The sequence below is a fragment of the Paraburkholderia sp. BR10141 genome (genome assembly GCF_056155635.1).
The window spans coordinates 20,238-41,595 of record NZ_JBMIQH010000004.1 but is presented as its reverse complement, the minus strand read 5'-3'; the positions used below and the strand labels follow the sequence as shown (position 1 = coordinate 41,595).

General features: G+C 66.7%; 19 protein-coding genes and 1 tRNA gene. 6 read left to right on the top strand and 14 right to left on the bottom strand.

The features are described 5' to 3' along the window. The first annotated feature begins 113 nt into the window (after positions 1-113). The 4 genes from mreC (at position 114) to rodA (ending at position 5,496) form a co-directional block, all read left to right on the top strand. On the top strand, positions 114-1,232 hold the full coding sequence (mreC, locus tag ACOJB8_RS06760; protein ID WP_342949120.1) for a rod shape-determining protein MreC: 1,119 nt from the start codon (positions 114-116) through the stop codon (positions 1,230-1,232). Then, positions 1,232-1,744 carry a rod shape-determining protein MreD gene (gene mreD / locus ACOJB8_RS06755; protein WP_069264625.1) on the top strand — a complete coding sequence of 171 codons (513 nt, stop codon included), beginning with the start codon at positions 1,232-1,234 and terminating at the stop codon, positions 1,742-1,744. Before mreC ends, mreD begins: the two co-directional genes overlap by 1 nt. Positions 1,745-1,845: 101 nt before the next feature. Further along, entirely contained in the window at positions 1,846-4,320 is a 2,475-nt protein-coding gene (gene mrdA, locus ACOJB8_RS06750) for a penicillin-binding protein 2 (protein ID WP_342949121.1), read from the top strand. Positions 4,321-4,329: 9 nt separating this feature from the next. Continuing rightward, positions 4,330-5,496 (top strand): rod shape-determining protein RodA, encoded by a 1,167-nt coding sequence (gene rodA, locus ACOJB8_RS06745; RefSeq protein WP_133183262.1) that lies wholly within the window; start codon positions 4,330-4,332, stop codon positions 5,494-5,496. Between the two features lie 106 nt (positions 5,497-5,602). On the opposite strand, the gene ACOJB8_RS06740 is transcribed toward rodA, so the two are convergent. The 10 genes from ACOJB8_RS06740 to rsmB all read right to left on the bottom strand — a co-directional run bounded on the left by ACOJB8_RS06740 (position 5,603) and on the right by rsmB (position 15,027). Further along, a complete protein-coding gene (locus tag ACOJB8_RS06740; RefSeq protein ID WP_083245245.1) occupies positions 5,603-6,328 on the bottom strand; it encodes a tetratricopeptide repeat protein in 726 nt (241 codons plus the stop codon). Further along, on the bottom strand, positions 6,325-7,107 hold the full coding sequence (locus tag ACOJB8_RS06735; protein WP_342949122.1) for an HpcH/HpaI aldolase family protein: 783 nt from the start codon (positions 7,105-7,107) through the stop codon (positions 6,325-6,327). The genes ACOJB8_RS06740 and ACOJB8_RS06735 overlap by 4 nt, the downstream gene beginning before the upstream one ends. A 248-nt stretch (positions 7,108-7,355) precedes the next feature. Further along, positions 7,356-7,799, bottom strand: coding sequence for a 6-carboxytetrahydropterin synthase QueD (queD, locus tag ACOJB8_RS06730; RefSeq protein WP_028203213.1), 444 nt, complete (start codon positions 7,797-7,799; stop codon positions 7,356-7,358). A 31-nt stretch (positions 7,800-7,830) separates the two neighbouring features. After that, entirely contained in the window at positions 7,831-8,463 is a 633-nt protein-coding gene (queE, locus tag ACOJB8_RS06725; protein WP_368618003.1) for a 7-carboxy-7-deazaguanine synthase, read from the bottom strand. Positions 8,464-8,621: 158 nt separating this feature from the next. Then, positions 8,622-9,353: a 7-cyano-7-deazaguanine synthase QueC gene (gene queC, locus ACOJB8_RS06720; protein ID WP_069264611.1), complete on the bottom strand. Its 732-nt coding sequence runs from the start codon at positions 9,351-9,353 to the stop codon at positions 8,622-8,624. 266 nt (positions 9,354-9,619) lie between these two features. Continuing rightward, positions 9,620-9,695, bottom strand: a tRNA-Phe gene (locus tag ACOJB8_RS06715). A 94-nt stretch (positions 9,696-9,789) separates the two neighbouring features. Next, on the bottom strand, positions 9,790-10,488 hold the full coding sequence (gene esaR / locus ACOJB8_RS06710) for a response regulator transcription factor EsaR (protein ID WP_069264609.1): 699 nt from the start codon (positions 10,486-10,488) through the stop codon (positions 9,790-9,792). Continuing rightward, complete coding sequence (locus ACOJB8_RS06705) at positions 10,489-12,909, bottom strand: sensor histidine kinase (RefSeq protein ID WP_069264607.1); 2,421 nt, start codon at positions 12,907-12,909, stop codon at positions 10,489-10,491. Beyond that, positions 12,899-13,492, bottom strand: coding sequence for a DUF4390 domain-containing protein (locus ACOJB8_RS06700; protein WP_069264766.1), 594 nt, complete (start codon positions 13,490-13,492; stop codon positions 12,899-12,901). Before ACOJB8_RS06700 ends, ACOJB8_RS06705 begins: the two co-directional genes overlap by 11 nt. After that, positions 13,489-15,027, bottom strand: coding sequence for a 16S rRNA (cytosine(967)-C(5))-methyltransferase RsmB (rsmB, locus tag ACOJB8_RS06695; RefSeq protein ID WP_475011671.1), 1,539 nt, complete (start codon positions 15,025-15,027; stop codon positions 13,489-13,491). Before rsmB ends, ACOJB8_RS06700 begins: the two co-directional genes overlap by 4 nt. Positions 15,028-15,260: 233 nt before the next feature. Here rsmB and ACOJB8_RS06690 point away from each other — a divergent pair, with 233 nt between their 5' ends. Beyond that, the gene (locus tag ACOJB8_RS06690; protein ID WP_368682673.1) at positions 15,261-16,427 is read left to right on the top strand and encodes a hypothetical protein; all 1,167 of its coding nucleotides are present in this window, start codon (positions 15,261-15,263) and stop codon (positions 16,425-16,427) included. Between the two features lie 55 nt (positions 16,428-16,482). Here ACOJB8_RS06690 and htpX read toward each other — a convergent pair whose 3' ends face one another. The 4 genes from htpX to def all read right to left on the bottom strand — a co-directional run bounded on the left by htpX (position 16,483) and on the right by def (position 19,785). After that, positions 16,483-17,337 (bottom strand): zinc metalloprotease HtpX, encoded by an 855-nt coding sequence (gene htpX, locus ACOJB8_RS06685; RefSeq protein WP_069264601.1) that lies wholly within the window; start codon positions 17,335-17,337, stop codon positions 16,483-16,485. Between the two features lie 130 nt (positions 17,338-17,467). Then, complete coding sequence (locus tag ACOJB8_RS06680) at positions 17,468-18,118, bottom strand: LysE family translocator (RefSeq protein WP_069264599.1); 651 nt, start codon at positions 18,116-18,118, stop codon at positions 17,468-17,470. A gap of 112 nt (positions 18,119-18,230) precedes the next feature. Then, a complete protein-coding gene (gene fmt / locus ACOJB8_RS06675; protein WP_475011665.1) occupies positions 18,231-19,226 on the bottom strand; it encodes a methionyl-tRNA formyltransferase in 996 nt (331 codons plus the stop codon). A gap of 55 nt (positions 19,227-19,281) precedes the next feature. After that, positions 19,282-19,785, bottom strand: a complete 504-nt coding sequence (gene def, locus ACOJB8_RS06670) for a peptide deformylase (protein WP_322031547.1) — start codon at positions 19,783-19,785, stop codon at positions 19,282-19,284. A gap of 285 nt (positions 19,786-20,070) precedes the next feature. On the opposite strand from def, the gene dprA reads away from it, so the two are divergent. After that, positions 20,071-21,333, top strand: a complete 1,263-nt coding sequence (gene dprA / locus ACOJB8_RS06665) for a DNA-processing protein DprA (RefSeq protein WP_475011661.1) — start codon at positions 20,071-20,073, stop codon at positions 21,331-21,333. The last annotated feature ends 25 nt before the right edge of the window (positions 21,334-21,358 follow it).

Genomic DNA, 21,358 nt, shown 5'->3' with positions numbered 1-21,358 from the left:
CCGTTACGGCGCCCGCAACGGGACGTCCTGCGGGGCGCCGAAGATTCACACTTCGTTGTGCCCTCCGTTACACCCTCTGTTTCACCGAACCGCACACGCCCCCGGCGCCGACCATGGAATACAGTCCGCCGCCCCTCTTTAAACAGGGCCCATCGGCACTCGCACGGCTGATTTTCTTCGTCGTGCTGTCGCTCGCGCTCCTCGTCTCCGACGCGCGTTTCAAGACGCTCGAGATCGTGCGCGGCGTGCTCGGCGCGGGTCTCTACCCGCTGCAACGCGCGGCCCTCGTGCCGCGTGACTTCTTTATGGGCGCCGCCGATCTGGCCGTGACGAGTTCCACGCTGCGCACCGAAAACACCCAGCTGCACGTGCGCAATCTTCAGCTTTCGCAGCAGGCCAACGCGGCCGCTTCGCTCGCCGCCGAAAACGCGCACCTGCGCGCGCTTTTGCAGCTCTCGCAGCGCATCGGCGCGCAAACCACGCCTGCAGAGATCCAGTACGACACGCGCGACCCGTTCACGCAGAAGGTCGTGATCGGCGGCGGCTCGCAGCAGGGCGTGCAGAACGGCTCACCGGTATTGAGCGAAGACGGCGTGATCGGCCAGGTCACACGCGTGTTCCCCATGCAGTCCGAAGTCACGCTCGTCACGGACAAGGACCAGGCCGTGCCGGTCGAAGTCGTGCGCACGGGTCTGCGCAGTGTGATCTATGGCACGGCGAAGGGCGACCTGCTCGATCTGCGCTTCGTGCCGATCAGCGCCGATCTGCAAGTGGGCGACGAACTCGTGACGAGCGGACTCGACGGCATCTATCCGCAAGGGCTGCCGGTCGCGAAGGTATTGCGCGTCGACAAGCAGGCCGATACCGCGTTCGCACGCGTGGTCTGCCTGCCGCTCGCCGCCGTGCGCGGGGCGCGCCAGGTGCTCGTGCTGCACTATGTGCCGCAGGTGCCGCCCAACCCGATCGCCGCCGAGGAAGCCGCAGCGGCCGCCGAGGCGAAGGACGCGAAGAAGAAGGCCGCCAAGGCCGCGGACAAAAAGGCTGACAAGAAGGCCGATGACGCGAAGGCGAAGCCCGCCGCCGCCGCATCGGGCGCGGCCCCGGCTCCGGCGCAGCAGGCGAAGCCCGCAGCGAATGCAGCCGCAGCAGACACGAAGCCGGCGGAGAAAAAGCGGCCCAGGGAAAGCCTGCGCGAAGAGGCAGCGAAGGCCGTCGAGAAAGGGGGCCATTGATGCCGCGTCCGCAATACATTCTGCAGCCGGTCAATCCGTACTTCATCGTTTTCAGCCTCGCGGCGGCGTTCCTGCTGAACCTGCTGCCCTGGGGCAAGCTGCCCGGCGTGCCCGACTTCGTCGCGCTCGTGCTGCTGTTCTGGAACATTCACCAGCCGCGCAAAGTCGGCATGGGCGTCGCGTTCTTCCTCGGGCTCCTCATGGACGTCCACAACGCGAATCTGCTCGGCGAGCACGCGCTCGCGTACACGTTGCTTTCCTATGGCGCGATCACCATTCACCGCCGCGTGCTGTGGATGTCGATCGGCCTGCAGATGTTCGCCGTCACGCCCATGCTGGTCGGCGCGCAGGTCGTGCCGTTCGTGATCCGCCTGCTGATGGGCGCTTCGTTTCCTGGCTGGGGTTATCTCATCAGCGGCTTCGTCGAGGCGATCCTCTGGCCGATCGCGAGCGTGCTGCTGCTCCTGCCGCAGCGCCGCCCCGTCGATCCCGACGACACCCGGCCCATTTGAGCGGCCCGCCGCCCGCCGCTGGAAGAATCGCTTGACTACCTCTTACGCACCCCGGCCCGCCGTTCCTCGCGATTGGAACCGCGGCGCCTGGGTCTGACAGCATGACCGAATTCAAGGACACCCAGCAGCAGCTCACGAAGTTCCGCCTGCGCGTCGCGGCGGCGGGGCTGTTCGTGTTCGTCTGCTTCGGGCTGATCGCGTTCCGCTTCCTCTATCTGCAGGTCTGGAACCACAGCAAGTATTCGCTGCAGGCCGACGAAAACCGCATTTCCGTCGCGCCGATCGTGCCGAACCGCGGCATCATCACCGACCGCAACGGCGTCGTGCTCGCCAAGAACTACTCGGCGTACACGCTCGAAATCACGCCCTCGAAGCTCGCCGACACGCTCGACAACACGATCGACGAGCTCTCGACCGTGATTCCGATCGATGCGCGCGACCGCCGCCGCTTCAAGAAGCTGCTCGAAGACTCGAAGAACTTCGAGAGCCTGCCGATCCGCACGCGCCTCACCGACGACGAAGTCGCGCGCTTCACCGCCCAGCGCTTCCGCTTCCCCGGCGTGGAAGTGCGCGCGCGCCTGTTCCGCCAATATCCGCTCGGGCCCACGGCCGCGCACGTGATCGGCTATATCGGCCGGATTTCGCAGCGCGACCAGGAGCGCATCGACGACCTCTCCGACAAGAACGACAGCGATCCCGAGCACTACGATCCGCGTCTGGACGCGAACAACTACAACGGCACCGACTACATCGGCAAAATCGGCGTCGAGCAAAGCTACGAAACCGAGCTGCACGGCCTGACCGGCTTCGAGGAAGTGGAAGTGACGGCGGGCGGGCGCCCCGTGCGCACGCTCTCGCGCACCCAGGCCACGCCCGGCAACAACCTCGTGCTGTCGATCGACATCGGTCTGCAGCAGGTGGCCGAGCAGGCCTTCGCGGGCAAGCGCGGCGCGCTCGTCGCGATCGAGCCTTCGACGGGCGACATTCTCGCGTTCGTCTCGGCACCGAGCTTCGACCCGAACTCGTTCGTGGACGGCATCGACCAGCAGACCTGGGACGAGCTCAACAACTCGCCCGATCACCCGCTCCTGAACCGTCCGCTGCACGGCACCTACCCGCCGGGCTCGACCTACAAGCCGTTCATGGCGCTCGCCGCGCTCACGCTGCACAAGCGCACGCCGCAGTGGGGCTTTTCCGACCCCGGCTACTACATGTTCGGCGGCCACCGCTTCAACAACGACGTGCGCTCGGGCCAGGGCTGGATCGACATGAACCGCGCGATCATGGTGTCGAACGACACCTACTTCTTCATGCTCGCGCACGACCTGGGCGTGGACAACATCGCCAACTTCATGAAGCCGCTCGGCTTCGGCCAGCTCACCGGCATCGACATCGCGGGCGAGGCGCGCGGCATCCTGCCCTCCACCGAATGGAAGCGCAAGGCGTACCGCAAGCCCGAGCAGCAGCGCTGGTACGAGGGCGAGACGATCAGCCTCGGGATCGGCCAGGGCTACAACTCGTTCACGATCCTGCAGCTCGCGCATGCCACGGCCACGCTCGCCGACAACGGCATTCTGATGAAGCCCCACCTCGTGAAGGAGATCGAGAATCCGATCACGAAGCAGGAGCGCCTCACGGTGCCGAGCGAAAGCGGGCGCCTGAACGTGAGCCAGGCCGATATCGACGTCGTCAAGCGCGGCATGGAAAACGTGACGATGAATCCCTCGGGCACGGCCTACCAGGTGTTCCGCAACGCGCCGTACACCTCGGCGGGCAAGACCGGCACGGCGCAGGTCTTCTCGCTGCAGGGCGGCAAGTACAAGGCGCATGCGCTCGCCGAAAATCTGCGCGACCACGCGCTCTTCATCACGTTCGCGCCGGCCGAGAAGCCGCAGATCGCCGTCGCGCTGATCGTCGAAAACGGCGGCTGGGGCGCACAGGCCGCAGGTCCGATCGCTCGCCGCGTGCTGGATTACTGGCTCGTCGACCGGCTCAAGCCCGGCGTCGAGCAGGCGGCCGTGAGCGCGGCGGCTTCGGCCACGGAGGACGCGTCCGCGCCCGTGATCGGCGCGCCGCCTGAGGCGGCATCGGCGGCTTCAGCAGCCGCGGGGGCCTCGGGCGTTGCCCCGGCCACACCGGCCGTACCGGCCGCACAGCCGGTGCGGGTCGCAGCCGGCTTCACGCCGCTGCCGATTCCCGGCGCGGCATCTGCGGCTGCGGCTGCTTCGGCTGCTGCTGCGGCGGCTTCGGAAGCCTCGGGCGCGGCCGCTGCTGCGCCTGCCTCCGCTGCGGCTGCGGCCCCCGGCGCGGCGGCGCGGGCTACGCCCGCAAGCAGCGCCGTCGGCAAGACTCGCAAGCCACGCCAGAACGTTAGCCCCGATGCGCCCGCCACAACCGACGCCGTGAACGGCGGCACCGGCGGCACGGCGGACACGGGTGCCGCCCGCCCCGCGCCCGCCTCCGTGCCCCGCCACTTCGGCCCTGGCCCCCATCGCCCGCACCGCCCCGCCAGCGCGAGCGACGCGGCTACGCTCGCACCGCCGCCCAAGCCCGCAACGGGCGGCATCGACGAGTAAGGAACCACCATGCCTTTCCTTCAGTTCGACAAGATCGACAAGCGCGCGGTGCTCGACACGCTGCGCAAGATGTTCCTCGGCTTCGACCGACCGCTCGCGCTCACCGTGTTCCTGCTGCTGTGCGTGGGCATCGTCACGCTGTACAGCGCGAGCCTCGACGTGCCGGGCCGCGTGGAAGACCAGCTGCGCAACATCATGCTCACCTTCGTGCTGATGTGGGCGCTCGCCAATGTGCCGCCCAACACGCTCATGCGCTTCGCGGTGCCGATCTATACGTTCGGCATCGCGCTGCTCATCGCCGTGGCGCTATTCGGCCTCACGCGCAAGGGCGCAAAGCGCTGGATCAACGTCGGCGTCGTGATTCAGCCCTCGGAAATCCTCAAGATCGCCACGCCGCTCATGCTCGCCTGGTACTACCAGCGCCGCGAAGGCGTGATGCGCTGGTATGACTTCGTCGTCGGCTTCGTGATTCTGCTCGTGCCGGTGGGGCTCATCGCCAAGCAGCCGGACCTGGGCACCGCCGTGCTCGTGTTCGCGTCGGGCCTCTTCGTCATCTATTTCGCGGGGCTCTCGTTCAAGCTGATCGTGCCGGTGCTGATCGCAGGCGTGATCGCGGTGGCCTCGATCGCGGCGTTCCAGGACAAGATCTGCCAGCCGCAGGTGAACTGGCCGCTCATGCACGACTACCAGAAGCACCGCATCTGCACGCTGCTCGACCCGACCTCCGATCCGCTCGGCAAGGGCTTCCACACCATCCAGGCCGTGATCGCGATCGGCTCGGGCGGCCCGCTCGGCAAGGGCTGGTTGAAGGGCACACAGTCGCACCTGGAGTTCATCCCCGAAAAGCACACCGACTTCATCTTCGCGGTGTTCTCCGAAGAGTTCGGCCTCGCGGGCGGCCTCGTGCTGCTCACGCTCTATATGTGTCTGATCGCGCGCGGGCTCTATATCGCCGCGAACGGCTCGACGCTCTTTGGGCGATTACTGGCCGGCTCGCTCACGATGGCGTTCTTTACCTATGCGTTCGTCAACATCGGCATGGTGAGCGGCATCCTGCCCGTGGTGGGCGTGCCGCTGCCGTTCATGAGTTATGGCGGCACGGCGCTCACCACACTCGGCGTGGCGATCGGGCTCATCATGAGCGTGGGACGCCAGAAGCGGTTGATGCAGAGTTGAAGGCGCGGCGGGCAGCTATGCCCGCCCGATCGCAGAGATCGAAGCAACCAAAAAAAACGCGCCGGCATGCCCGGCGCGTTTTCGTTTCGCGGTCGCTTGCTGGCGCTTACTGGGTGGGCGCCGACTTCATCAGCTGCGCGCTCAACTGCTGGTACTTCAAACGCGCCACGGGATCGCCCTGCGCCGCCGCGGCGGCATAGTACGCGCGCGCGACGTTGAGGTTCTTCGGCACGCCGTCGCCGCCGCGCTCGTAGAACGAGCCGGTCACGTATTGCGCGGTCATGTCGCCGCCCTCGGCGGCCTTCTTGTACCAGTAGAACGCCTGCTTGTTGTCGCGCGTGGTGCCGCGCCCGTCGAGGTACTGGTTCGCGAGCGCCAGCTCCGCCTGCACGTGACCCTGCTTCGCCGCCTTGAGAAACCACTGGTGCGCCTGCACGGGATCGCGCTCGACGAAGTCGCCGTCGTCGTACATCTTGCCGTACACGTACTGCGCGTGCGACATGTTCGCGTCCGCCGCCTTGCGCAGCCACTTGCGGCCCTCGCCCACGTCGGCGGCCCCGCCTTCGCCGTTCACGAGCATCATCGCGTAGTTGAACTCCGCCAGCCGGTTGCCGCGCTCGGCCGCCGCCAGGAACTCGGCGCGCGCCGCGCTGAGGTTGCCCGCGTTGTAGTCGGCAACGGCGTTGGCCGTTTGCGGATCGGACTCCGCGCCCGCGGTGGCGCTCGCGGCGTCGGCGGCTGCCGTCACTCCGCTCACACCGAGCGCAGCGGCCGCGAGACAGCCGATGGCGAGCGCGCGCGCTCGCCCGAAAAGCGCTTTCGGACGCTTCATGATCTCGCCTCCTGCAGCGCCTGGCGTGTCGCGCGCACGAGCCATATCACGTCGGCGGCCAGGGCGATGAAGCTGAAACCCATCTCGCGATACTGCCTGGCGGCGGGCGCATCCATGGCGAAGATGCCTGCCGCGACGCCCGCCTCGCGCGCGGCCGCGACGATGCGCTGCACGGCGGCGACGACGTCCGGATGCTTCGAGTCGCCGAGATGGCCGAGGCTCGCCGCCAGATCGGCGGGACCCACGAACAGGCAGTCGACGCCCGGCACCTTCGCGATCTTCTCGACTTCGGCCAGTGCCGCCGCCGACTCGATCTGCACGATCGTCGCGATCTGCGCGTTCGCGCCCTGAAGGTAATCGCGCCGCATGCCGTAGGCCGCCGCGCGCACCACGCCCGCCACGCCGCGCTGGCCGCCGGGCGTGCGCGCGTCGGGGTACTGCGTGAGACTCACAGCGCGTGCGGCCTCCTCAGCCGAGGCCACGTTGGGGAACATCACCGTGCGCGCGCCCGCGTCGAGCACATGCTTCACGAGCCACGGCTCGCTGTCCGGCAGACGTACCACGGGCTCGGTGGGCAGATGCGCGGCCGCGATGGCGCGCAGTTGCGCGATGGTGTCGGCGCTGTCGTTGGGCGTGTGCTCCATGTCGATCAACAGCCAGTCGAAGCCGGCGTGCGCGAGCGCCTCGGCGGCGGTCTCGCTGCCCATCGAAAGCCATAAGCCGAATAGCGCGTCCGCCTCCTTGAGGCGTTCCTTGAGGGGATTGGTGAAGGTGCTCATCGCCGTGCTCCCGGCGAGGCCGCGGGGCGCACGCGCCAGGCGCGGGCGGTGTCGCCCGGCAGCGCGGCAGCCGGCAGGTCTCGCTCCGTTATGTGTTTGTCGGGCCGCGCGCGGGATGCGCAGGCCTAGCGGCAATGATCATACCGCGACAAAAACCTGGCGGTCGGCACGGAAAACCCGCCTTGCGCGGGTCGTCGGAGCGAGGGTGAAGCGGCGGGTGAAACGACTGAGGCGGGGTCCTGCTCGCGTCAGTCGCGCGTGACTTCGGCCCAGCAGTTCGGCGTCTCGTACAGGCGCAGCTTGTGCAGGCGCAGATTCACGCCATAGTGCGCGTCGTACACGTTCGCGAGAATGTCGAACGCGATGGCGGCCAGGTTTTCCACGGTCGGAATGCGGTCGATCACGACCGTCTTGTGGCCCGGCAGCGTTTCGAGGAAGCCGCGCACCTGCGTATCGCCCGCGAAGACGAGGAACGCGTGATCCCACAGATCGACGAGATGCTGGTTCGCGAGCGACTTCACGTCGGCGAAGTCCATCACCATGCCGCGGTCGGGCGCGCCCTCGGTTTCGACGAGGTCGCCTTCCAGCGTGATTTCGAGCACGTAGCGATGGCCGTGCAGATTACGGCACTGGCTGCGGTGGTCGGGGATGCGGTGGCCCGCGTCGAATTCGAGTTTTCGGGTGATCGTCAGCACGGCGCTTCTTCAGGTAAATTCGCGTGAATCAGGGAATGTTCAGGTATTTGTGGGTCTGCATCGACAGGCGCCACTGCGGATGGCGCTTGCACCAGTCGATGGCGAGCTTCGTGTTCAGGTCGCGCGACGGGCCGTCCATGGGCTGCACGAGAAAATACTCGAAATCGAGCTTCGCGTACTCTGCCAGGCGCTGGTTTTCCTGCGGCACGACAACCTTCAACTCGTTGCCCTTCGTGACGACGAGCGGCGCGTCGGCCTTCGGGCTCACGCAGATCCAGTCGATCGTTTCCAGCACCGGCAGCGAGCCGTTCGTTTCGATCGCGATCTCGAAACCGGCGGCGTGCAGCGCGTCGACGAACGGCTGGTCGATCTGCAGCATCGGCTCGCCGCCCGTGCAGACCACGAAGCGGTTGCCCTCGCCTTCGGGCCACAGCGAGGCGATCTGCGCGACGAGTTCTTCCGGCGTGCGGAATTTGCCGCCGTTCTCGCCATCGGTGCCGACAAAGTCGGTGTCGCAGAAGCGGCAAACGGCCTGCTCGCGATCTTCCTCGCGGCCCGACCAGAGATTGCAGCCGGCGAACCGGCAGAACACGGCCGGACGCCCGGCGTTCGCGCCCTCGCCCTGCAATGTGTAGAAAATTTCCTTTACCGCGTAAGTCATCGTGCAGCCTGGTTCTGGCTCATGCGCGCAAGGCGCGTGCAAAGCCGGTTGGTCTCGGGCGCGAAATCATCGTGTCGGCGGGGGGGCGCGCCGCCCGTGCGCGGCCCTGGCCGTATTCATTCACCGCGAAAGTGACGCGCGCGGCCCGAGGCTAACACTCAGGCCGGGGCTTCCGTCACGTTCTCGCCGGCGAGATACGCTTCATACCCGCGCTTGCGCAACTTGCACGCCGGGCACTCGCCGCAGCCGAACCCCCACGCGTGAAGCTCCGCGCGCTCGCCCAGGTAGCAGGTGTGCGTTTCCACGCGGACCATATCCACCAGCGCTTCGCCGCCCAGCTTTTCGGCGAGGCGCCATGTATCGGCCTTGTCGAGCCACATGAGCGGCGTTTCCAGCACGAAGCGCGTGTCCATGCCGAGATTGAGCACCACCTGCAGCGCCTTCATCGTGTCGTCGCGGCAGTCGGGATAGCCCGAGAAGTCGGTTTCGCACATCCCGCCCACGAGGACCTTGAGCCCGCGACGATAAGCGATCGCCGCGGCGATCTGCATGAACATCAGGTTGCGGCCCGGCACGAAGGTGTTCGGCAAGCCGCTCGCGGCGGTTTCGATCTCGATCTCGCGCGTCATGGCCGTGTCGCTGATCGAGCCGAGCACCGAGAGGTCGATCATGTGATCGTCGCCGAGACGCTCGCCCCACTCGGGGAACGTGCTGGCGATCGCCGCGCGAAAACCCTCGCGGCATTCCAGTTCGACGCGATGACGCTGGCCGTAATCGAAGCCGAGCGTTTCGACGCTCTGGTAGCGGTCGAGCGCCCATGCAAGGCACGTGGCCGAATCCTGGCCGCCGGAAAACAGGACGAGCGCGCCTTTGGCTTCTGTTCGAGTCACCGTGAAACTCCGTGTATGAGGTTTCCGCGCGAATGCTTTCGTTGCTGGCGCTTTGCTGGCTTCCTTGCCCGCTTTTGTCGCCTGGCGCCCGGCGGGCCGGCAGGGACAACCCCCGCGCCGGCTCATGCAGTATAGGCCGGGGCCCTTCTACGGGCATCGGCGCACCCTTATACCTCGGATACCGTCGATGTCTGGAGTTCAAGACGCTGGACAACGCGCACAACGAAAAAGCCCCAGGAATCGAACGATCTCCTGGGGCTGCATTCTGGTGGCCTGGGACGGAATCGAACCATCGACACGCGGATTTTCAATCCGCTGCTCTACCAACTGAGCTACCGGGCCAACGAAGAAAGAAGATTATAGCGGTGAAATCAGCGCTTGCCAAGTGGCTTTCGCAAAATTGACGCGCCTGTCCGCGCCGCTCACCTGCACGCGTTCATTCGCCCTTGCTCTTGCCGAGGTCCACGCCGAGCTGCTTGAGCTTGCGATACAGGTGCGTACGCTCAAGCCCCGTTTTTTCGGCCACGCGCGTCATGCTGCCGTTCTCGCGCGCGAGGTGGTACTCGAAGTAGGCGCGCTCGAACGCGTCGCGCGCATCGCGCAGCGGAATGTCGAATGAGATCGATGCCGTTTGCGTGGCCGCCGCCTGCATGCCATGGACGCCGTCGGCGCCCAGTACCGGCAGCGCCGCCGCCGATGCCACGACCGCGGGTCCGCCCGCCGCCGTCTTCCCCGCTGCCGCCGCTGTGGCCGGCGCGACCGGCGCGGCCGTGCCGCGCGCGAGCCCCTGCTCGACCGCCTTCAACAGCTTTTGCAGCGCGATCGGCTTTTCGAGGAAGTTGAGCGCGCCGATCTTCGTCGCCTCGACGGCGGTGTCGATGGTCGCGTGCCCCGACATCATGATGACCGGCATCGTGAGATGGCCCTGCGCGGCCCATTCCTTGAGCAGCGTCACGCCATCGGTGTCCGGCATCCAGATATCGAGCAGCACGAGATCCGGCACGTGGCGCTGCCGGAAGTCGCGCGCCTGCTGCGCATCTTCCGCGAGCTCCACGACGTGTCCTTCGTCGCTGAGGATCTCCGAGAGCAATTCCCGGATGCCCATTTCATCGTCTACCACTAGGATGGTTGCCATTTACGCTGCCCTTGTCTGCACTGTTGCTTTTGATCCTTGCTCCGCTTCGGCACGCGCCTGCCCCTCCCCGGATCGGCCGGGTCCGGGCGTGGCGGCATCGTCTGCCAACTGGAGAAAGAGAATCGAGATCTGCGCGCCTTCGATCACATCGCCCGCTCTCATTCGATTGCGGATGTCGATGCGCGCGCCGTGCTCGTCGACGATCTTCTTGACCATCGCAAGCCCGAGTCCTGTTCCTTTGGCCTTGGTCGTCACATAGGGTTCGAACGCACGCGTGAGAATGCGCGCCGGGAAACCCGGGCCGTTGTCCGATACCGTGAGACGAACCGCCACGCGCGTGCGTCCTTGCGCGTCGGGGTCCCCGTATTCTACGGCGCGGGTCTCGAGCGTCACGCGAGGATTCTGCGTGTCGGCCACCGCGTCCTGCGCGTTTTGCAGCAGGTTGTGGATCACCTGACGCAATTGTGTCGCGTCGCCGCGTATCACGGGCAATTCGGAGAGCTCGACCTTGATCGCGCTCTTGCCTTCTTCCGCGCCGTAGAGCGTGAGCACTTCGCTCACGAGTTCATTGAGCTGCAGGTTCGCGAGCACCGCCGGCGGCGTGCGCGCGTAATCGCGGAAGTCGTCGACCATCTGCTTCATCGCCGCGACCTGATTGACGATGGTGGTCGCGCCGCGCCTGAGCACTTCGGCGTCGGTGGGCGCGAGCTTGTCGGTGAGCTTCATCTGCAGGCGTTCGGCCGAGAGCTGGATCGGCGTGAGCGGATTCTTGATCTCGTGCGCGAGACGCCGCGCGACTTCGCCCCACGCCACCGAGCGCTGCGCCGAGATCACGTCGGAGATGTCGTCGAACACCACGACGTAGCCCGAGGTCTGCATGTCGCCCGCGTCGCGGCCCGTGTCGGATACGAGGCGCGCGCCGCGCACGAGCAGCGTGAGCGGATCGGTCTCGCCCGGAATCGGCACGGAGAACTGCTGCTGCCAATGGCCGCGCTCTTGATCGCCATCGCCGCGCGAAGCTTCCTGGTCGGCGAAGGCCTTGCGCACCATCGCGCCGAACTCCGTGAGCGCGCCGATGTGATCGAGCGCGACGCCGAGCTGCGTCTGGAACGGCTGACGGAAAATGCGCTCCGCGCCGGGGTTCGCCGTCGTGAGGCGGAACTGCCGGTCGAACACGAACACGCCCGCCGTGAGGTTCGCGAGAATGCTCTCGAGGTACGCCTTCGAATGCTCGAGCGCGACGCGGTTCTTCTCCACGGCCTGGCGCGCTTCGGAAAGCTGGCGCGTCATCGCGTTGAACGACTGCGTGAGGAAGCCCAGCTCGTCGCGCGACTTGATTTCGCGCTTGGGCGTGTAGTCGCCCTCGGTCACTTCCTTCGTGCCCTGCGCGAGCAGGAAGAGCGGCCTCGCGAGCTGGTTGCCGAGGGCGAGCGCGAGCATCATCGCGACGAAAGTGGCGAGAAAGAGCGCGAGCGTGAGCGTGCCGATATACATCTTGCGCAGGCCCGTGCGGCCGAGCGCCTTCTCCTGGTACTCGCGATACGCGCGCTGCACGGCGTCGGCGTTGCGCGCGAGCGCCGCCGGCACCGGCTGCTCGAGCTGCAGGAAACGCTCGACCGGCTGCAGATCCGTTGTGTTCGCATCGGGAATGCGGGTGACCACCCGCAATCGAAGCGCGCCCTTCGAGCCAAGCTGATGCGGGTCGCCGTCCACTTCGCCTTCGATTGCCGCATAGCCGCGCCCGCGCGCCTGATCGATCATGAGCGCCGTGGGCATGTCGGCGGGCATGAGCGACGAGAAGTTGCTCGACGCCTGCGCCACCACGTGCATGTCGGGCGCCGCGCCCGACATGCTGCGCACCGGCTCGACGATCATCGCGTCCTGCACGCCGAACTGGTCGCGCGCGCGCAGCAGCGTGAGCGTCGTGCCTGCCGAATCGCCGTTCGCGATCTGCTCGGCCATCAGACGGCCCTTGGTTTGCAGGTCGGAGAGCGAGGCGTCGAGCATGCCGCGGCCGAGATTCAGGCCGGCGGTGAGCGCGGTTTCCACGTTCACGTCGAACCACGACTCGATCGAGCGCGAGACGAACTGATAGGAAACGATATAGATGATGCCGCCCGGCACCACGCCCACGAGCGCGAAGAAGAACGCGAGCTTCGCGAGCAGCCGCGTGCCGAACTTGCCGCGCCTCAAGCGCACGACGATCACGATCATGAGCGCCGTGACCACCGACAGGAAGATCAGCGCGACGACGATATTGGCCGCGTAGAGCCAGCCATAGTAGCGGTCGAAGAACTCGGTGTTCGCGCTCGCCGCGGCGAGCAGGACGAGCAGCAGCGTCGCGGTGAACGCGACGGTGGAGACGAGCAGCTTGACGACGACGCTGCTGAAGCTGGTGGCGCGGCGTACTTTATTTAGCACGTTCGGTCACCGTGAAGTTGAAGCGCTTCCAGTCGGAAGCGAGGTTCCAGTCGCGGTTGTTCACGGCGTCGATCTGGAACGGCTTGGGCATCAGCGCGACGTCGAGCTGCATGCGCACCGAGGCCGTGTACGTTTCGCCGGCGTGCACGTCGTTGCGATCGATCACGTGCCACGAGGTGACGTGCTTGATGACCGCGAGCGCTTCTGCGAGCGTCGAGAAGCCGAGCTGCAGACCGCCGCTCGACACGCGGTACTCGCGCGTGAGCGGCTGGAACGACAGGCGAATGCTTTGCGAAACGCTCACCGGCTGTTCGTCGAACCAGTACCAGCGCGCGCGCGTGAGCTCGAAGTCGGTGGTGAAGTAGAGCGGAATGCCCTTGTTGACCGCGTCTTCCAGGCTGCTGTTGAGGTCGAAGTCGAAACGGGCGTCGAGGCTCCAGCCGTTGCTGTCGGCCTGGAGCGACGCGCGCTGCACCGAGATCGAGTCGGCGCGCGCCGGCGCGGCGGCCACGAAGCCGACGACGGCAAGCACCAGCCAGATCAGGGCCGCGAACCGCAGCGGGAAGAAGCGTTTGATGGTCACCGTTTCTGAAAGCGCGCGTAGAAGAATCCGTCGTGATCTGCGGTGCGATCGGGAACGGGAAAGACAGTCGTCGTCACTTCGGCCTTTGCAGCAGCATCGTGCCGCGCTTCGCCGGCTGCGCCGTCTTCTGGCCCCCGGGCCGGCGCGCCGAATGCCTCGGGCAGCAGTTGCCCCGGGGCGTCCAATCGTACCGCATCCGCATGGGTGCTTTCAAACCAGCGCGCCTGCGCCTCGCCTTCCTCGGGGAAGATCGAACAGGTCACGTACAGCAGTTCGCCGCCCGGCTTCACGAGCGGCCACAGCGCATCGACGATGCGGCGCTGCTCGGCGGCAAGCGCCGGGATGTCGCTCTCGCGGCGCAGCCAGCGAATGTCCGGATGACGGCGCACGATGCCCGAGGCCGAGCATGGCACGTCGGCGAGGATGCGATCGAAGCCTTCGCCGTCATGCCACGCGGCAGGATTGCCCGCGTCGCCGACCACGATCGATGCACGCCGCATCGGGTGCGCGGGATCGTCTTGCGCGAAACCGAGGCGCGCGAAGTTTTCGCCGATGCGCGCAGCGCGCGTGGCGTCGCTTTCGAGCGCAACCAGATCGATGTCGGCAAGCTCGAGCAGATGGCCGCTCTTGCCGCCGGGCGCCGCGCACGCGTCGAGCACACGCATGCCGTCACACACGCCGAGGATTTGTGCGGCCACTTGCGCGCCGGCGTCCTGCACGGACACGTCGCCCGCGAGGAACCCGGGGATGCGATCCACCGGCAACGCGGCGGCCAGACGCACGGCGTGTTCGCCGATCTGCGTGGCGGCGATGTTGTCGGCGGCGAGCCGCTGGACGTAATCGGCGGCGCTCGTGCGGCGCGCATTCACGCGCAGCGTGAGCGGGCCTTGCGTGTTGCCCGCGGCGAGAATCGCCTGCCACTGCGTGGGCCACGCGGCGCGGACCGCGTCGATCCACCAGCGCGGATAGTTCCAGTGGGCGGTTTCATCGGCCTGGGCGGCGGCAAGCGCGGTGTCGCGCTCGCGCAAAAATCCGCGCAGTACCGCATTGACGAGCCCCTTCGCGAAGGCGATCTCGCGGCGCGCGCCCACGGCGCGCACGACCTGATCGACGACCGTAAACGGCGTGTAGGCGGCGCTCGCCTCGTCCTCGGCGAGCAACGCCAGCGCGCAGGCGAGCAGGTTCGCGACGAGCGGCGGCGGCGCCTTGCTCACGCGCTGCCGGATCAGCCAGTCGACCGTGCCGAGCCGCCGCATGGTGCGATAGGCGATGTCCTGCACAGCGCCGCGAGCCTGCGGCGCGACGTCGGCGGGCAAGGCGGCGAAGGCGCTCGCGAGCGCGGCGGGCAAGGCCGAACCGGCGCGCACCGCGCCGACCGCATGAGCGGCCTGGTCGAGCGCAAAGCCCAGCGAATCGGGGGCCAGGTGCACGGCGTGGCTGCGCGCCGGCGCCGCGCCCTGCTGGCGCGCGGGCGATGCGGAACTCTTTTTGCCTTGAGACGGCTTGCCGGGTCGCCGGGATGGGCTGGATGTCATGAAGAAACCGGATGCGGGCCGCTGTGAGTCGCGGCGTCAGTAATGCACAAGCGAGCCATTGTAGCGTGGCGAGCGCGCAACACTGCGAGCCGGCGCGATTCCCGTTGACGGCACCGCGCCAGCGCGCGGATAGCAAGGCAAGCGCAGGGATACATATTGGCGGATACCGACTAACCGCTCGCCTCATGATGGCGACAGAAAACGCCCCTCCTCCCTGCGACGTAGCGGCCATCATGAAACGACTCGGGAAGAAACAAGACTTCGCGTTCCTCGCCTTCGTTGCTCTCTTTTCTGTGTACCAGCAGGGACGGGGAAAGCTGTTCTCGCCTTTCTGGGACTACAAGGTGTACGCGTACGCGCTGGATCAATTCAAGCGCGGCGCGAATCCATATATTCCGCACGGATTCCCCTTCATCTATCCGCCCATCTTCCTGAATCTGTTCTCGCGCGTGCCGTTTCACTGGCTCTATCTGGCATTCGTTGTCGCGTCGCTGATCTATCTGGCCTACAGCATCAGGCATGCGGATTTCATCGTCGCGGGCGCGCTTGGGTTTCTGACCGGCGGCGCGGGCGTGGGAGGCATCCTCACGGGCAATTTTGCGATCTTCGGCCACCTGCTGATCATTGCGCTTTTTTATGCGGCTTCGGCTTCGCACGACAGCCGTGGCGCGACGGCAAAGTATTGCGCGCTGGCTTTTTTCATCGCCCTGTTTGCCTCCATCAAGATCTATTTCCTGACCTACGCCGTCGTGTTCTTTTTTATCCCCAAAGGCATGCGCTATTTCATCGCCGTGCCCTTGTGCGTTGCGCTGGCAACCATCGCGCAGCTCGCGCTGGAACCGCGCCTGTGGACCGACTTCGAAACCCTGCTGCGCTGGCAGATGCTCGCCCAGAACGATTCCGGACTCGTGCTGTTCGGGATACTCGAACAACACGTGCGTGCGCTGTCGACCCTGGACGACGTACTGCTCTATGAGCTGGTGGTCGTGGCGCTATTCATGTACGCGGTCAATCCATTGCGCGGGCGGCGGCTCATGGTTGCTGAAAACGCAAGCGTGCCTGGCAGGCTGTTCTATGTGCTCGCGTTCTGTCTCGCGCTGAATCCGAGAATGAAGGAATACGACATCGCGCCGTTTTTTGCGTGCTGCTACGTTTCGCTCTTCCAGAGCAGCAAAGAAGACAACCGGATGGATCGCGTGTTTTTCTACGCCGTACCGTTGGCGTTCATCGCCGCGTGGATCGTCGTCAAGTTCGGGCACGTCTACTACGCGCTCGACGTGTCCTGGTTCATCGGCGTTTATTTCGTATTCTTCGTGGTGTCGCTGCGTCAACGGGCGTTGCGGGTTTCGGCGCGAGCGGGCGCCCGACATATGGACGGCGACGCCGCGGCGACGGGCTGAATAAAAAACGCCTCCGAGGAGGCGTTTTTTTCGTCACCGGCTACCGGTCGTCGCGTTAGCGTTGGCCACCTGCAGCCATTTCCATCAAGCGGCGGATGCGCTCTTCCGTGGACGGGTGCGTGCTGAAGAGGTTCTGCAAGCCGCCGCCCGACAGCGGATTCATGATCATCATCTGCGCCGTGGCCGGATGCTCTTCGGCCGCCGGGAACGGAATGCCCTGCGCGTAGCGGTGGATCTTGTCGAGCGCCGAAGCGAGCGCCTGCGGATCGCCGGAAATCTCGGCGCCGCCGCGGTCCGCCTCGAATTCGCGCGCACGCGAAATCGCCATCTGGATCAGCGCGCCCGCGATCGGTGCGAGCAGCGCCACGGCGATGCTCGCGATGGGGTTCGCGGGACGGCCGTTCTCGTCGCGGCCGCCGAAGATCATCGCGAAGTTGGCGAGCGCCGAGATCGCGCCGGCCATGGTGGCCGAGATGGTCGAGATCAGAATGTCGCGGTGCTTCACGTGCGCCAGCTCGTGCGCCATGACGCCGCGCATTTCACGTTCGGACAGCACGCGCAGGATGCCCGTGGTCGCCGCGACCGCTGCGTGCTCGGGATTGCGGCCGGTGGCGAAGGCGTTGGGCGCATCTTCGTTGATGAGGTAGACGCGCGGCATCGGCAGGCCCGCCCGCGTGGACAAATCGCGGACCATGCGATAGAACTGCGGCGCCGTGGTCTCGTCGACCTCCTGCGCGTTGTACATGCGCAGGACCATCTTGTCCGAATACCAGTACGAGAAGAAGTTCATGGCGAGCGCGAAGAACAGCGCCAGCACCATCCCGCGATGCCCGCCGATCAGCCCGCCAATCACGATGAAAAGGGCCGTAATCGCGGCCATCAACATCGCGGTTTTGACCCAGTTGAACATGTGCTGTGCTCCTTCACCCACCAGGGGATCAAATCGATCGTTGAACGCCCGCCGCCAGCCGGTCAGCTAGCTTTGAGCGAGCGCATTGTAAGCGATTTGTTAGATATGGGCAGATGCGAAAAATTCAATCTCATCGCGTGGCGGTCGCGAGCTTCAGGCCCAGCCCGACGAACGCCGAGCCGACCGTGCGATCGAGCCACTTCTTGACGCCCGGCTTGCCCGAGAAGCGCTGCGTGACGCTGCCCGCCACCCACGCGACGAAGCTGTTCCAGACCGTGCTCATCAGCATGAACACGGCGCCGAGCGTGAGGAAAGCGAGCGCCTTGTGCTCCGTCCCCGTGGTCACGAACTGCGGGAAAAACGAAACGAAGAACAGCACCACCTTCGGATTGAGCACGTTGGTGCAGAAACCCGAAACGAACAGCTGACGCAGCGGGCGCGGCGCGGCGGCAGGGGCCGTGGCCTGCGGGGCGCCTTCGGCGGGCCTGACTTCGTGCTTCGTGAGAACGAGGCGCACGCCGAGATACACGAGATAGATCGCGCCCACGATCTTGATGACCGTGAACGCCGTGGCCGACGCCGCGAGCAGCGCGGTCAGACCGAACGCGCAGGCGAGCGTGTGCACGCAGCAGCCCGCCGAGATACCCAGTGCGGAAACGAGGCCCGCGCCGCGGCCCTGCGCGACGCTGCGGCCGACGATATAGGCCGTGTCGGGCCCCGGCGTCACGTTCAGGAGAAATACGGCGACGAGAAAGAAACCGAAATGGGTAATGCCGAGCATGCCAACCTCAAAATCGAAAAACGCGCTTCAAACGCCATTGATTCTAGCGCGCCGGGAACCGCGCAGCACTTTGCCTGGCGGCGCGTTTTCACGCGCTGGCGCGAGCCCGGGTTCAGGCCGCCGGGGTCTCCGGCAGCTGGAACCGCTGCCCCGCCGCCAGCGGCATACCGGCCAGGAATTCGCGCGCGGGCAGCCGCTTGCCGCCCGGCTTTTGCAGCTGCGTGAGGCGCAGCGCACCCTCGCCGCAGGCCACCACCACGCCCGCCGGGCTGACTTCGAGAATCTCGCCCGGTTCGCCGGCCGCGTCCGCCGGACGCTCGACCGGCTCGGCGGCCCACAGCTTGAGCTGCGCGCCGTCCAGCGTGGCCGCGCCGCCCGGGAACGGGTCGAACGCGCGAATCTGCCGCGCGAGCGCCACCGCGGGCCGGCGCCAGTCGAGCGCGGCTTCCTGCTTGCCGATCTTCTCGGCGTAAGTCGCGCCTTCGGCCGGCTGCGGCGTGGCGGGCAGCGCACCGTCGCGCTCGAGCGCGACGAGCCCGTCGACGATCAGCTGCGCGCCGAGTTGCGCGAGGCGGTCGTGCAGCGTCGCCGTGGTGTCGCCCGGCGCGATCGGCGTGCGCACCTCGGAGATCATCGGGCCGGTGTCGAGCCCCGCGTCCATCTGCATGAGCGTGATGCCGGTTTCGGTGTCGCCAGCTTCGATCGCGCGATGAATCGGCGCCGCACCGCGCCAGCGCGGCAGGATGGACCCATGAATGTTGATGCAGCCGCGCGGCGGGATATCCAGCACTTCCTGCGGCAGCAACAGCCCGTAGGCTGCGACCACCATCACGTCGTGCGGCGTGGCGCGCAGCAGGTCCAGCGCCGTGGCGGCTTCCTGCGGATACTTGCCGGTCCGGCGCAGCGACGGCGGCTGGGCGACGGCCATGCCGTGCTCCTGCGCATAGCGCTTGACCGGGCTTGCCTGGAGTTTCATGCCGCGGCCTGCCGGGCGGTCCGGCTGGGTCAGGACGAGCGGCACGGCAAAGCCCGCTTCGTGAATCGCCGCGAGCGCCGCGGCGGCGAATTCCGGCGTGCCGGCGAAGATGACGCGAAGGGTGTGGCTCATGGGCGCTCGGTGCGTGGCGGCGGGTTGATGAAGAAAGAGACAAGTCAGATCGCGATTACATCGCGCGTTCGAGCTTCTTCATCTTGCTGCGGATGCGCGTCTGCTTGAGCGACGACAGGTATTCGACGAACACCTTGCCCATCAGGTGATCCATTTCGTGCTGGATGCACACGGCGAGCAGCCCTTCGCAGTCCACCTCGTAGGTCTCGCCCTTTTCGTTCATCGCGCGCACGCGCACCTTTTCCGCGCGCTCGACTTCATCGTAGATGCCCGGCACGGAAAGACAGCCTTCCTCGTGCACTTCGCGCTCGTCGCTCGACCAGATGATTTCCGGGTTGATGAACACGCGCAGTTCGTCGTGCGCGTCGGACACGTCGATCACCACGACGCGCTCATGCACGTCGACCTGGGTGGCCGCGAGACCGACGCCCGGCGCGGCGTACATGGTTTCGGCCATGTCGGCGACCAGTTTGCGGATGCGGTCGTTGACCGCCTCGACCGGCTTTGCGACCTTGTGCAGACGCTTGTCCGGGTAATGAAGAATGTTCAGTAGAGCCATGATTTGACGGGTTTCTCGTTGGGCGCCTGAAAGAGCCTGGCACAGGGAACGATGCGCGGCCTGGCCATTCGGCCAGCTTGCGGGTCCCAGGCCGGATAGGGAGGATATCTCCTCATATTCGGACGAAAGGGCCGCAATTCAACGTTGAACGCGCGTATCGCCCGTGCGGACGCGCTGCGCGCGAAGGCGTGCGCGCAATGCCACGGGTAAGGACGCCACGGTGTATTTCGGATGGTGAAAATTTTATCACGAGGTGCGGCAAACCGTCCGCGCCCGGGGAACGCAATGCCGACGACCTTGCCGCTGTCTGCCGAAGAACTGGCCGCCTGGCTGCGCCTCGCCCTCGCGCGCGGCCTGAGGCCCGCTGCGCTGCGTGCGCTGCTCGGCGCGTTCGGCCTGCCCCAACACGTGCTGGCCCAGCCGTTCGCCGCACTCGCCGCGGTGGCGGGTGCGCAAGCCGCCCATGCCGCCCTGGCCGAGCCCCGGCCGGACTTCGCGGCACGACTCGATGCCCTGCAGGCGTGGCGCGCGGCGCCCGGCAACGCGCTCATCACGCTTGCCGACCCGGCCTATCCGGCCCGCCTGCTCGATATGCCCGATCCACCGCCGCTGCTCTACGCAAAGGGCCGGCTCGAGCTGCTGCACACACGCGCGGTGGCCATCGTGGGCAGCCGCAACGCCACGCCGCAGGCCGTCGAGGACGCCGCGCGCTTCGCACGCACTCTCGCCGCGTCGGGTCTCACCGTCGTGTCGGGGCTCGCGCTCGGCGTGGACGGCGCCGCCCATCGCGGCGCACTCCACGAGCAGGGCGGCACCGTCGCCGTGACCGGCACCGGCGCGGATCTCGTCTATCCGCCGGCCCATCATCCGCTCGCCGTGGAGATCGCCGCACACGGCGCGCTCGTCTCCGAATGGCCGCTCGGCACCCCGGCGCGCTCCGCGAACTTTCCGCAGCGCAACCGCGTGATTGCCGCGCTCGTCGAAGGCGTGGTGGTGGTCGAGGCCGCACAACGTTCCGGCTCGCTCATCACGGCACGGCTCGCCAACGAAATGGGACGCGACGTTTTCGCGCTGCCCGGCTCGATTCACGCGCCGCTCACGCGCGGCTGCCACGGGCTCATCAAGCAGGGGGCGCAGCTGGTCGAATCGCCCGAAGAGGTACTCGATGCGCTCGATGTCGGGCAACCCTCGAGTGCAGGCCGCACGCCTGTGTCGCCGCGGGAACAGCGCCGCGAGAAGGTCTCCGTTCCGTTCGATCGCATGCCGCGCGACGACGCAAACGAGACGCCACAGCTGGCGCTCGAGTTCCCCCGTCCCGAGCCGCCGCCTGCGCATCGCGCTGAAGCACGAAAATCGCCCGCCAGCCTTGGCGCTGAAGCCCGGCGCCTCCTCGAAGCGCTCGGTCACGCGCCCGCCACGGTTGAAATCCTCGCGCAGCGCACCGACATGGCCGAAGCGGTGCTGCAAGGCACGCTGCTGCAACTCGAGCTCGCGGGACACCTCGACGCCCTGCCCGGCGGCTGGTTCGTGCGGGCCTCGCGCGGCTGATGCCGCGGATTGGGGGAGCATCACC

Excerpts from the sequence above, each read along its gene's own strand:
- ACOJB8_RS06740 (WP_083245245.1), bottom strand. The coding sequence starts at position 6,328 with ATGAAGCGTCCGAAAGCGCTTTTCGGGCGAGCGCGCGCGCTCGCCATC.
- rsmB (WP_475011671.1), bottom strand. The coding sequence starts at position 15,027 with ATGACATCCAGCCCATCCCGGCGACCCGGCAAGCCGTCTCAAGGCAAA.
- queE (WP_368618003.1), bottom strand. The coding sequence starts at position 8,463 with ATGACTTACGCGGTAAAGGAAATTTTCTACACATTGCAGGGCGAGGGC.
- ACOJB8_RS06680 (WP_069264599.1), bottom strand. The coding sequence starts at position 18,118 with ATGCTCGGCATTACCCATTTCGGTTTCTTTCTCGTCGCCGTATTTCTC.
- dprA (WP_475011661.1), top strand. The coding sequence starts at position 20,071 with ATGCCGACGACCTTGCCGCTGTCTGCCGAAGAACTGGCCGCCTGGCTG.
- ACOJB8_RS06735 (WP_342949122.1), bottom strand. The coding sequence starts at position 7,107 with ATGAGCACCTTCACCAATCCCCTCAAGGAACGCCTCAAGGAGGCGGAC.
- htpX (WP_069264601.1), bottom strand. The coding sequence starts at position 17,337 with ATGTTCAACTGGGTCAAAACCGCGATGTTGATGGCCGCGATTACGGCC.
- esaR (WP_069264609.1), bottom strand. The coding sequence starts at position 10,488 with ATGGCAACCATCCTAGTGGTAGACGATGAAATGGGCATCCGGGAATTG.
- def (WP_322031547.1), bottom strand. The coding sequence starts at position 19,785 with ATGGCTCTACTGAACATTCTTCATTACCCGGACAAGCGTCTGCACAAG.
- mreD (WP_069264625.1), top strand. The coding sequence starts at position 1,232 with ATGCCGCGTCCGCAATACATTCTGCAGCCGGTCAATCCGTACTTCATC.
- fmt (WP_475011665.1), bottom strand. The coding sequence starts at position 19,226 with ATGAGCCACACCCTTCGCGTCATCTTCGCCGGCACGCCGGAATTCGCC.
- ACOJB8_RS06690 (WP_368682673.1), top strand. The coding sequence starts at position 15,261 with ATGAAACGACTCGGGAAGAAACAAGACTTCGCGTTCCTCGCCTTCGTT.
- rodA (WP_133183262.1), top strand. The coding sequence starts at position 4,330 with ATGCCTTTCCTTCAGTTCGACAAGATCGACAAGCGCGCGGTGCTCGAC.
- mreC (WP_342949120.1), top strand. The coding sequence starts at position 114 with ATGGAATACAGTCCGCCGCCCCTCTTTAAACAGGGCCCATCGGCACTC.
- mrdA (WP_342949121.1), top strand. The coding sequence starts at position 1,846 with ATGACCGAATTCAAGGACACCCAGCAGCAGCTCACGAAGTTCCGCCTG.